The organism is Dietzia timorensis, assembly GCF_020742175.1.
Classification (GTDB): Bacteria; Actinomycetota; Actinomycetes; order Mycobacteriales; family Mycobacteriaceae; genus Dietzia; species Dietzia timorensis_A.
The window spans coordinates 1-11,431 of sequence record NZ_DYXM01000258.1 but is presented as its reverse complement, the minus strand read 5'-3'; the positions used below and the strand labels follow the sequence as shown (position 1 = coordinate 11,431).

Here is an 11,431-nt window from a genome sequence, read left to right as displayed (position 1 = left end):
CGAGATCAACGTGACTCTCAAGGCCAAGGGCGTCGATAATCTCAACGAGCTCGACTGCTCGGACGGCAGGATCTACGCAAACGTGTGGATGACCGACAAGATCGTCCGCATCGACCCGTCGAGCGGCGAGGTCGACGCGCAGTGGGATCTCGGCAAGCTGCAGCAGCCGCGCCCGTCCGATCCCGATGCGGTACTCAACGGCATCGCGAAGGTGCCCGGCTCGGACACCTTCCTCGTCACCGGCAAGATGTGGCCGAATATGTACGAGGTCCGCCTCAAGTGACCCGATCGCGACCTCCCTTCCGGGGGCGCGCACGCTCGGGTTCGGCCCACGGTACCGCTCCCGGCCAGGCTCCTGGCTCCGCTCCCCGCGGCGCCGGGTCGACCGGCCCGCGCCAGCGCCTCACGTTGTTCGGGCGTGTCATCGACCTGCCGCGGCGCATGTTCCACGCGGAGGGCGCGCGCGAATCGGGCCTCGCGCAACTGTCGTACACGACCGTTGCGAATTTCTCGATCGACGCGATGCTCGCGGTGGCCCTCGCGAACACGCTGTTCTTCTCGGCGGCAACCGCCGAATCGCGGACCAACGTCGCGCTCTACCTCCTCATGACGGTCGCGCCGTTCGCCGTCATCGCGCCGATTATCGGTCCGGCGCTCGATCGGCTGCGCCGGGGCAGGCGTTTCACCCTGTCGCTGACGTTCACGCTGCGCGCCGTGCTCGCCGTGATCCTCGCGCTCAACTTCAACTCGCTGCTGCTGTATCCGTGCGCGCTGGGGATGCTCGTGTTGTCGAAGACGTACGGGGTGGTGCGCGCGTCGTGCACGCCGTATCTCGTGCCGCCGCAGCTCGACCTCGTGCGCACGAATTCGCGGCTTACGATCCTCGGGCACGTGTTCGGTTCGCTGGTCGCCGGCGGGCTCGCCGCGGGCGTGGCCTACCTGTTCGATTCGCGGGAGGTGCTGTGGCTGCTCGCGATCGCCGCGCTCGTCGGGGCGTACCTATGCATGACGATCCCGGCGTCCGCCGAGTTCCACGAGGGCGACGAATCGGCGTCCTTCGCCTACTTCGGACATGACGACGAACTCGGAGGGGCGGCCGGGGGCGCCGCGTCCGCGGCCGCGCCCACGACCCCCATCCGCACCGCGGCGCGCGCCGGGTTCGCACAGATGCGCCGCGTGCTCACCCGCCCGCTAGGCCGCGATGTCATCGCGAACCTGTGGGCCGAATCCTCGGTGCGCATGCTCACCGGGTTCATGACCCTCTATGTCGCCTTCGTCGCCAAGTCGACCGAGGGCGCGGCGGCAACAGAACAGGTCGCGATGCTCGGCGCAGCGGGCGCGGCCGCGGGCATCGGCACGTTCGCCGGCAATGCGCTCGGCGCGCGCATCCCACTCGGGCGCTCGACCCGCATCACGATGACGGCGGGCGCCGCCGCCACCGCGACGACCGTCGTCGCCGCGTTCCTCGGCAACGTCGAGGCGGCGGTCGTGCTCGCGCTCGTCGCCGCACTCGCCAGCGCCCTGGGCAAGGTCGCCCTCGACGCCTCGATCCAGACTGACATCCCGGACCGCGGGCGCTCGTCGGCGTTCGGCCGCTCGGAGACCGCGCTACAGATGTCCTGGGTCCTCGGCGGCGCGCTCGGCGTGCTGCTGCCCACCGACTTCACCATCGGATTCACGGTGCTCGCGGTGCTCAGCGCGCTCATGGTCACCCAGGCCGTTCTCACCCGCAAGGGCACCTCGCTCGTCCCGTGGGTCGGGGGCAACCGGCCACAGCGCCCGGCCCCGGAATCGTCGTAGCCACACGGCGCCGTGCACGATAGAGATATGTCTTCTCGTTCGGCCTCTGGCAACACCGGCGCCTCGCGTGGGCGGATCCGCCCACTCACCATCGTCATCGTCGTCGTCTGCGCCCTGCTCATCGTCGCCGTGCTCTCCGCATGGCGGGGCAGCGCGGACCAGTACGGCCGGATCCCCGAGGTGCGGTTCGCGACCTCCACGTGGAGCGAAAACGCCGAGCCCTACCAGTACGCAACCCTCGAGTCCTCCGGAGGCGACGAGAAGCAGCTCAGCCGCGACATCGGCGAAGACCAGACGCTCACGATCGGGCTCCCGGTCGAGCTCATCCGCACCGATTTCTCGATGCTCCTCGTGCGCACAGCCCCCGACGGCACCGCGACCGAGTCCGTGGAGGACATCGCGGCGCATTCGGAGAAGACGATCACCGTGCCCGCCGAGACCGAGAAGGGCCTCCTCAGCGGGGTCGTGCTCACCACGACCCTGCCGATGCCCGTATACGACGACGCCGGCGAGGAATCGATCCTCGCCGGCGAATGGTCGTTGAAGCTGGACCCCGCGAACTAGCCGAGTTCGCTTGCCACCGCGCGCAGCACTTCGGCGACCCGAGCAGACACCTTCGCATCGGGCCTCCGGCCACGGCGAAGCTCAGACTGCACGGAGGAATCGAGCAGGGTGATCATGTCCTCGATCATCCCGTGCAGCTGGTCCGGGGTGCGAGAGCTACGCGAGCGGCCCGCCGCAGCCGGCTTGCCCGGGATTTCGAGCACCTCGACACGAAGCGCCTGCGGACCGCGCCGCCCGCTGACCATGTCGAACTCGACGCGCTGGCGCGGGTGGAGTGTGTCGACGCCTTCCGCGAGCGCGTCCGAGCGCACGTACACGTCCTCCCCCTCGTCCTGGGAGAGGAATCCGAAGCCCTTGTCGGCGTCGTACCACTTGACCTTTCCGCGTGCCATGACCGGCTATCCCTCACTTCCTGAAAAGTCCGCGCTCGTCGCGCGCAGACACCTCGTGCACCATCTCCCCGCCGGCACCGGCGAGGACGCAAGAAATACCAGAGTACCCCGACTGCGGAGGATTCGGTTCATCGATTTCTCCCGCTCGGTACAGTAATGGACCGTGAGCGCCACAGATTCTCCCCGCAGCACCGTTACGCCCCGCAGCCCCAGGTTCCGGCCGCTGTTCTTCGCCGCCATGTTTTTCTTCGTGGTGGGCGTCATCGGTGTGCTCGCATCCATCGCGATCCCGCTGCTGTCGTCCTCCAATGAGGGGCCGACGTGGGTCTACCTCATCGGGATACTGTGCACGCCGCTCGGCTTCGTCTTAGCGATCATTTATGCCCTCCTGTCGGGACGCAGACCGAGGAACGAAAGACGATAAATGCCTCCGTCGGCGGCATCGGCTTTCCGATGTGGACCCTTGACCTGCATTTTTGCCGACACGTGCGACTATTGTGATTCGTGATTCGTTTGTTACCTAAAGTGGACGTGCTTCGAATCACAACAAATCCACATAAAACCAGCTGATACGGCATTTTCGCCCCCATCGCGCCGCGGAATCCGCGACACGTTTATTTCGAAATGGTGACGATTTGTTGTTCATTCGTTATCGTTTAGCGCAGACTCCCCGCGAGTTAAGAGGCGGAGCGCACCGATTGCACTCCCGAACGCAGTGCCCAGAGGGCGCGCGAGGGAAGCCCCGCCACCGAAATGAACCAAAACGTTAGGACCCCTCGAAGTATGAGCACCTACACCGGCCGTCACCGCACCGCCACGACCTCCTCGCACACCAAGACCTTCGCGAAGGTCGCACTCACCGGTGCAGCCGTCGGCGCCACCGGCTTCCTCTTCGCGCCGGGCGCAGCCAACGCTGCCCCGATCTCCGAGTGGGACGCCCTCGCACAGTGCGAGTCGGGCGGCAACTGGGGCATCAACACCGGCAACGGCTTCCAGGGTGGACTTCAGTTCTCCCCGTCCACCTGGAGCGGCTACGGCGGCGGCGAGTTCGCCGCCACCGCCAACCAGGCAACCCGTGAGCAGCAGATCATTGTTGCAGAGCGCGTTCTCGCCGGCCAGGGCTGGGGCGCATGGCCGTCCTGCTCCTCGCAGCTCGGTCTGAGCGGCGCCCCGCAGGAGCGCACCCTCGCCGACTTCGACCAGGCTCCCGCACCGGCCGCCCCTGAGGCGCCTGCTGCCGAGGCAGAGCCGACCGCCGAGGATCACATCGCGACCCTCATCGCCGAGGCCACCGCACGTGGCATCGATGTTCCGGCCGACGAGGTCGCTGCGCAGTACAACGAGCACAAGGACGAGGTCGACGGACACTACGTCGACAACAAGGAGGCCGTGGACAACTTCATGGCCACCTACTTCGGCTCGAACTAAGCTTCACCGAATTCCGCACGCCCCAACCACCGGGGCATGCATGCAACGGCCGGGATGCGCATCGCGCGTCCCGGCCGTTTCGCCATTTCCCGGCGCGTCTCTCGTGGCCGAGCGTCAGAACCCAGCGCGTAGCTCGAACTCCCACAACACGGCACGCAAAAACCCGCCCCGCACCCATTAAGGGCACGAGGCGGGCAACTACTCACCGCCACACGGCGAAATCACGCCACGGCGCACTCCGCCGTGCGATAGCCGAAAGGAACTATTCGTTCCAGAAGTTGGTGCGCGTGTACGGGTGCACGTACGGCAGCGTCGACGCGTCGACGGGGAACGTGACGTTGCCGTACGGCGACAGTCCGCCGGTGACGTAGGCGACCAGCTCGGTCACCGGGTGCTCGCCGTAGCGCTCGTCCGGCCATGCGGTGGTATCGAGAACTTTATCCTGGGTGCTCACGCCGACCATTATCGCATTCCTTCTCGCGCCTGTCATCGCGTGGGGTGAACGCCGGGTTAGACCGGGGGGTAGACCCCAAGGGAACCCGGCGCGCGGTCCCGCACCGGCCGGCGGGGAGGCACGCGCCGCGGTTTCCAATTACTGTGGATAAAGTGCCACGTCGAACTCATCGCCCAGCGGCCGCGAACGACCTCGCGGCGTGGCTGGCGGCGGCAGAGGACGATTTCCTCCACGCGCTGCTCCGCGCCCGGCCCGATGTCACGGCGCCTCCGCCGTCATCTTTCGAGGTTCTCGCCGCGCGGCTCGGTCTGCCCCAAACCGCCAGGCGCGAGGCCAACCGGCTCGACCTGCCGACCGCGACCGTCCTGCTCGCCGCCGAGGAAGCCGGCGCGCTCGCCGGGCCCGTCGCGGCGAAGGACATCGACGCCGCGCTCCCCCACGCCGGCAGCCGCCGCCCGGCGGGATCGAAGCAGCGGGTCACCTCCGCAATCGATCGCCTCCGCACCCGCGGCCTGCTGTGGGGGCCGGACGACAATCTTCGTATGACGGCGGACGTCGGCGATTTCGCGGCCCGCGCGCAGATCGTGCTTCCGCAGGACGGGGATCCGACCCCCGCGGCGGTGAGTCGCGCGCTCGCCGAGGACGACCGCTCGCGGGCGCTGCTCGCCCGCCTGGCGCGCGGGGCCGCGTGCCGCGGGGAATTCTCGGCGCGCGTGCCGGCGGCGACTCGCGAGGTCATCGACACAGCGGTGTCTGCGGGAATAGCCAGGCTCGGCCGCGACGGCACTATCCTCTATCCGGTCGCCACTGCGGTGTACCAACTGCGGTACGACACCGACGGCGGCGACATCCTCGCCCCGCCGCCGTGGCCGGGAACCGCGATGGGTGCGGGCCGGCGCGACGGCAGCGCCGGGGTGGCGGCGATCGAGCTCGACCACCTCGCCACCCGCATCCTCGACCTCCTCGGGCAGAGCCCGCTGTCGCAGCTGCGCGGCGGTGGCGTCGGTATCCGCGAGCTACGGCGCCTCGCCGCCGCCGCGGATACCGAGCTCTCGGCGGCCGTCGTCGTCCTCGAGACGCTGTACGCGGCCGGGCTCATCTTCCCCGGCGACGGGGAGGTCGCCGAGGAGCCGTTCTCCGATTCGTGGGCGCCGACACCCGCCGCGGACGCGTGGTTGGAGGCCGAGTTGCCGCGCCGTGTCTCCGCGCTCGCGGCCGCATGGTGGCGCATGCCGGTCGCGCCCTGGCAGCCCGAGCCTGGTGCGGACCAGCCTGGAAAGACCCACATCGACGTGCCGGTTCTCGCGATTCGCGCCGAGGAACGGTGGCGGCCGAGCGTGCTCGAGTCCCGCAAGGACGCGCTCGCCGCGCTCGCACAGCTGCCCGAGGAGCGGGACAGTACCGCAGAGGATTTCCCCGAGCTCGTGCGCTGGCTGCGCCCGGCGCTCATCGGCGGACGCGGCATGCCACACATCCGCGAGATCGTGGACCAGGCGCGGCTGTTCGGGCTAGTCGCCGGATGGGGACTCACCGCGGCCGGCCGCGCGGCGCACGAGTTATCTCTCGCCGCGGACCGCGGCGAGGACAACGGGGAGGCCGCCCGCGACGGCGCCGGCCTCGCCGATGCGCTCGCCGATACCCTCGCGCAGATCGTGCCCGAGCCGGTGTCCGAGATCATCGTGCAGGCCGACAACACGATCCTCGCCCCGGGCCCGCTCACGGCGGAACTCGGTGCCGAGGTCGGCGCGATTGGGGAGGTCGAATCCACCGGCGCGGCGACGACGTACCGGCTCACCGATGCCTCGCTGCGCCGCGCGCTCGACACCGGCCGCACGGCGGACGGCATTCTCGCGATGCTGCGCGCGGCGTCGATCACGCCGGTTCCGCAGTCCGTCGAGTACCTGGTCGCCGATGTCGCGCGCCGGCACGGCACCCTGCGGGTGGGAAGTGCGACGTCATTCCTGCGTTCGGATGACCAGGCGCTGGTAGCCGAGCTCGGCCAGGGGCCGCTGGCGTCCGAGCTCGGGATCCGGCAGATCGCGCCGACCGTGCTCATCGCGAACGCGCGCCCGAACCACGTCCTCTCCCAGCTGCGGCAGGCCGGGTATTCGCCGGTCGCCGAGGACACCAGCGGGCAGATCGTCGATCTCGTGCGCCAGCGCGCCCGCATCACCCCTGATCGCGCGGAGGACCCCGGCGATGCGCGTAAGCTCGCGGCGTGGATCGGCGTGAGCCCGCAAGCCGCGCGCACTGCCGTGGCCGGCATGCGCTCGGCGGAGCAGGCCGCAGGCGTCGCGGGAGCGCGGGGCGGAAGCGGCCGCAAGACCGGCGTCGCGGCGGTCACCATGCTGCATGACGCGGCCGCGGCCGCCACGCCCGTGGCGATCGCGGTGGTCGACGCCGCCGGGCGCACCTCCTCGGGCATGCTGCTGCCGCTGCGCGTGGCGGCGGGCCGGGTCAGCGGGATCGACCCGCTCACCGACGAACACCGCGAATACTCTCTGTCACGGATCATCTCCGTGGCCCCCGCGCCGTAAATTTCGGCGCACCGCTTTTCGAGCGAAAGGACCGTGAAATCGTGAGTGGCGGACCCCTCATCGTCCAATCGGACAAGACCGTGCTGCTGGAGATCGACCATCCCCAGTCGGCCGAGGCGCGCGGCGCGCTCGCACCGTTCGCCGAGCTCGAGCGCGCGCCCGAGCACGTGCACACCTACCGGATCACCCCGCTCGCGCTGTGGAACGCGCGCGCCGCCGGGCACGACGCCGAGCAGGTCGTCGACGTGCTCGTGCAGTACGCCCGCTTCCCCGTGCCGCAGCCGCTGCTCGTCGACGTCGCCGAGACGATGGCGCGCTACGGGCGCCTGCAGTTGGTGAAGAATCCGGCCCACGGCCTCGTGCTCGTGTCCTTCGACAAGGCCGTGCTCGCCGAGATCAAGCGGCACAAGAAGATCGCCCCCATGCTCGGCGAGCAGCTCGATGAGGACACGGTCATCGTCCACGGCTCGGAGCGCGGCCACCTCAAGCAGGAGCTGCTCAAGGTCGGTTGGCCGGCCGAGGATCTCGCGGGCTATGTCGACGGCGAGGCGCACCCCATCGATCTCTCCACGGAGGAGGAGAAGTGGGCGCTGCGTGACTATCAGGAGATGGCGGCCGAGTCGTTCTGGTCGGGCGGCTCCGGCGTCGTCGTGCTCCCCTGCGGCGCGGGCAAGACGATGGTCGGCGCCGCCGCGATGGCCAAGGCCAAGGCGACCACGCTCATCCTCGTCACCAACACCGTCTCCGGGCGGCAGTGGAAGCGCGAGCTCGTCCGGCGCACGACGCTCACCGAGGACGAGATCGGCGAATACTCGGGCGAGAAGAAGGAGATCCGCCCGGTCACCATCGCCACCTACCAGGTCATCACCCGCAAGACCAAGGGCGTCTACCGGGCGCTGGACCTGTTCGATTCCCGCGACTGGGGGCTCGTCATCTATGACGAGGTGCACCTGCTTCCCGCCCCGGTTTTCCGTATGACGGCGGACCTCCAGTCCCGCCGGCGGCTGGGGCTCACCGCTACTCTTGTCCGGGAGGATGGTCGGGAGGGCGATGTGTTCTCGCTCATCGGACCCAAGCGCTACGACGCCCCCTGGAAGGACATCGAAGCCCAGGGCTGGATCGCGCCGGCCGATTGCGTGGAGGTCCGTGTCACGCTCACCGAAAACGAGCGGATGATCTACGCGACCGCCGAACAGGACGAGCGCTACAAGATCTGCGCGACGGCGAAGACGAAGATCCCTGTCGTCCGCAAACTCATCGAGCAGCACGCGGGCGCTCCGACGCTCGTGATCGGCGCGTACCTCGACCAGCTCGACGAGCTCGGCGACACCCTCGACGTTCCCGTCATCCAGGGCTCCACGCCCAATAAGGAGCGCGAGAAGCTGTTCGAGCAGTTCCGCACCGGAGAGTTGTCCTGCCTCGTGGTCTCGAAGGTCGCGAACTTCTCGATCGACCTTCCCGAGGCCTCGGTCGCCATTCAGGTGTCGGGGACGTTCGGGTCGCGGCAGGAGGAGGCGCAGCGACTCGGCCGCCTGTTGCGCCCGAAGCACGACGGCGGGCAGGCGCACTTCTACTCGGTGGTCTCGCGAGACACCCTCGACGCGGACTACGCCCAGCACCGCCAGCGCTTCCTCACCGAGCAGGGCTACGCCTACCGGATCATCGACGCCGATGACGTGCTCGGTCCGGAGCTGCCCCAGCTCGGCGACTAGATACGCCGCGTGCGGCCGGCCCGGCGGACTCTAGATGTCGTCCTCGCCGACCGGGCCGCCCTCGCCCTCCCAGTTCTCGATCATTTCGACCTTGGTCTGGCCGAATTTGCGGCGCACGCCGACGCCGCCATCGTCGTCCTCGGGGATGAAAACGACGCCGTAGTAGCTGAAGGCCTTGACGAGCGCCTGCGCCTCCTCCTGCGTCACCGAACCGAGGCCCCGCTCGTAGTGCTTGAGTCGGTCGGCATCCATCCCCGCGCGGTTCGCGACCAAGGCGATCGACACCTGGCTCAGCGCGCGAGCCGCTCGTGCAACAAAACCATCAATGTGAAATTCGGTAGCCATAAACCCAGCGTGCCAGGATTCCCGCGCCTCGGGGCGTGAATGCAGGTCACTCGCCCCCGAACGAGACTCCCCCGCCGCTGCTCAGCCGCGCGCCGCCGCGGCGACGGCCTGCCCGATCTCCTCGGCCCGCGGATCGTCGGCGTCGACGAACGCTGCCGGCTGCCCGATGGGCGCCGCCACGGAAGCCCGCGACTCGCCCTCGAATGTCTCGCCCGTCACCAGGTGCCGCCACCGCCCCGGCGGGAAGACGACGTCGACCGAGTCGCGCCCGCGCTCCAGCACCGGCGCCACCATGATCGCCTCGCCGAGCATGAACTGCGTATCGCTCCGCGCGACCTCGGTGCCGGGAAACTCGATCCACGGATGCCGCACGGCGGGCACCCCGGTGCGTGCGGCCTCGTCGAGCACGCCCTCGCGGTACGGGGCCAGCGCGGCGAAGATCCGGGCGTTGCGGGCGAACGCATCCCGCTCGCCCTCGTCGTATACCTGCCGGTTCGCGGCGGGCCGGTTACCCTCGTGGCTCCGGAACATCGGCCCGAACGCGGCGTACTCGCCCCAGCGTGCGAGGAGTTCCTCGTCGCGAACGAATTGGTGAACGATCGCATCTACAGATGTATAACCGCCGATGTCCGAGTGCACGACGGGCCAGCCGGATACGCCTGCCGAGAATGTTCCGAGCAGCGCGGACTTGAGCCCGTCCTCCTTCGACCAGTCGACGGTCTGATCTCCGTTCCAGAACGCCGGAGACTGCGAGTCCATCCCGAGTGTGCCGGCGCGGAACCACGTCACGCAGTCGGGGCGCCCCGCCTTCTCACACCCCTCCCGCACGGTCTGCGCCCACAGCTGCGGCCACCTGTTGTGCAGCTCGGCCGCATCCCCGGAGTGGACGACCGCGTCCATCGGCAGGCCTTCGGCGAAGTCCGCCATGAAGCCGTCGACCCCGCCCGCCAAGACCTCTTCGGCTATGACGTCGGACATGAACACCCTCCCGGCGGGATCGGTGAGATCCACGAGCGAGGCAGAGAATCCGCCCTGGTCCAGCATGTAGGGCGCGCCTTCGGCGTTGCGGACGAGAAGTCCGGCGTCAGACGCCTCCTTCCAGAGGTTCCGGATGGACGGATCGCCCTTGGGCGCGGCGTCGACGAGGAAGGGGTTGACGTAGGTCGTGGTGCGGATGCCGCGCTCGTGGAGCTCGGCGACGAGCTCGGACCAGCCCGGATAGCGGGCCTTGTCGTGTTGCCATGTCCACCACAGGCGGTCGCCGAAGTCCGTGGTGCGCTGCCCGGTCCAATCCTGCAGCCACACGCCGGCGACTGGCGTGCCGGCGGCCTCGAGGTCGTCCACCACTCGTCGGACCTTGTCCGTGCCGCCCTGGACGCCGACGATGGCGCCGTCCTGCGTCCACCCCGCCAGCGGTGGCCGCTCGACGCCGGACTGTTGCTGCGCGATGAGCTCCTTCGGCGAATTCGCGGCGGTGAGCTCGAGCCGGATGTTCGGCGACCACACCTCCAAGCCAACGCGATCGGCGGCCCGGGTGTCGCCGACGGCGAACGCGTAGCTGCTATCCGCGGCCGGGTCGAGGCGGACACCGCGCATGTCGTCGGTGACGAAGGTGGGCCATGCGGCGTACGTCATCGCCTCGGTCCCGCCCGCACCGCCGTTGGTGAGGTCGGCGAGCAAGGTGAGCGGCTGTGCACCGCGGCCGACGCCCTGTTCCCTGGGAACAATGGGGATGAGGCGGCCGGAGAGATCGAAGTCCGTGAATTGCTCGCCGAAGCCGTGGACCCCGGCGCCGCCAGTCTTCTCGCTCACCCACTGCACAGTGTCGGCACCCGGCACGGAGACGTCGACCGAGATCCCGCCGCCGGGGCGCGGGGTGAAGCTCGCGGAATACTCACGCTCCGAGCCCGGAGATCCCAGAGTGCCTGTGAGGGTGAGAACTCCGCCGTCATCGACGATTCGGTCCACGCTCTGGGAGTTCCAACTTTCGCCGTGGCGGGTGGAGGGCCAGAAGTAGCCTCGATTTTCCTGCCAGTCCACGGTGCCGGCGCCGGCCATGAGGAAGGAGTAGCCGGTGTTGCTCGCCCACACCGTGCCGTCGGCAGAGGTGACTGCGACGCGCTCGTCGCTCACGGCGAGGGTGAAATCGCCGAGCGAATATTCGCCGCGCGCCTCGTCAGCAATGACGATCTCGCCCGA

Annotated in this window: 11 protein-coding genes; 7 read left to right on the top strand and 4 right to left on the bottom strand. The window is 69.0% G+C overall.

The genetic code is table 11. From position 1 onward, the window contains the following. The 3 genes from K8V11_RS13500 to K8V11_RS13490 all read left to right on the top strand — a co-directional run. On the top strand, positions 1-283 hold a 283-nt coding region (locus tag K8V11_RS13500), incomplete at its 5' end, for a glutaminyl-peptide cyclotransferase (protein WP_303915333.1). Then, complete coding sequence (locus K8V11_RS13495) at positions 280-1,800, top strand: MFS transporter (RefSeq protein WP_303915330.1); 1,521 nt, start codon at positions 280-282, stop codon at positions 1,798-1,800. The genes K8V11_RS13500 and K8V11_RS13495, both read left to right, overlap by 4 nt. A gap of 27 nt (positions 1,801-1,827) precedes the next feature. After that, a complete protein-coding gene (locus K8V11_RS13490) occupies positions 1,828-2,364 on the top strand; it encodes a DUF2771 family protein (protein WP_303915328.1) in 537 nt (178 codons plus the stop codon). On the opposite strand, the gene K8V11_RS13485 is transcribed toward K8V11_RS13490, so the two are convergent. Next, positions 2,361-2,756, bottom strand: a complete 396-nt coding sequence (locus K8V11_RS13485; protein WP_303915325.1) for a cold-shock protein — start codon at positions 2,754-2,756, stop codon at positions 2,361-2,363. The two genes, K8V11_RS13490 and K8V11_RS13485, sit on opposite strands and share 4 nt — an antisense overlap. Positions 2,757-2,919: 163 nt before the next feature. Here K8V11_RS13485 and K8V11_RS13480 point away from each other — a divergent pair, with 163 nt between their 5' ends. Continuing rightward, positions 2,920-3,180, top strand: a complete 261-nt coding sequence (locus K8V11_RS13480) for a hypothetical protein (protein ID WP_303915322.1) — start codon at positions 2,920-2,922, stop codon at positions 3,178-3,180. Positions 3,181-3,539: 359 nt separating this feature from the next. Further along, positions 3,540-4,184 (top strand): transglycosylase family protein, encoded by a 645-nt coding sequence (locus tag K8V11_RS13475; RefSeq protein ID WP_303915319.1) that lies wholly within the window; start codon positions 3,540-3,542, stop codon positions 4,182-4,184. 262 nt (positions 4,185-4,446) lie between these two features. Here the strand turns inward: K8V11_RS13475 and K8V11_RS13470 are convergent, their stop codons facing one another. Next, positions 4,447-4,638 (bottom strand): hypothetical protein, encoded by a 192-nt coding sequence (locus K8V11_RS13470; RefSeq protein WP_303915317.1) that lies wholly within the window; start codon positions 4,636-4,638, stop codon positions 4,447-4,449. Between the two features lie 152 nt (positions 4,639-4,790). Here K8V11_RS13470 and K8V11_RS13465 point away from each other — a divergent pair, with 152 nt between their 5' ends. Both K8V11_RS13465 and K8V11_RS13460 read left to right on the top strand, forming a co-directional pair. Next, on the top strand, positions 4,791-7,175 hold the full coding sequence (locus tag K8V11_RS13465) for a helicase-associated domain-containing protein (RefSeq protein ID WP_303915315.1): 2,385 nt from the start codon (positions 4,791-4,793) through the stop codon (positions 7,173-7,175). A 41-nt stretch (positions 7,176-7,216) separates the two neighbouring features. Then, positions 7,217-8,887 (top strand): DNA repair helicase XPB, encoded by a 1,671-nt coding sequence (locus K8V11_RS13460; RefSeq protein ID WP_303915312.1) that lies wholly within the window; start codon positions 7,217-7,219, stop codon positions 8,885-8,887. Between the two features lie 30 nt (positions 8,888-8,917). Here K8V11_RS13460 and K8V11_RS13455 read toward each other — a convergent pair whose 3' ends face one another. Beyond that, the gene (locus K8V11_RS13455; RefSeq protein ID WP_303915309.1) at positions 8,918-9,232 is read right to left on the bottom strand and encodes a helix-turn-helix transcriptional regulator; all 315 of its coding nucleotides are present in this window, start codon (positions 9,230-9,232) and stop codon (positions 8,918-8,920) included. A gap of 81 nt (positions 9,233-9,313) precedes the next feature. Beyond that, positions 9,314-11,431, bottom strand: a 2,118-nt coding sequence (locus tag K8V11_RS13450) for an alpha-glucosidase (RefSeq protein WP_303915307.1), incomplete at its 5' end; no start/stop codon positions are given.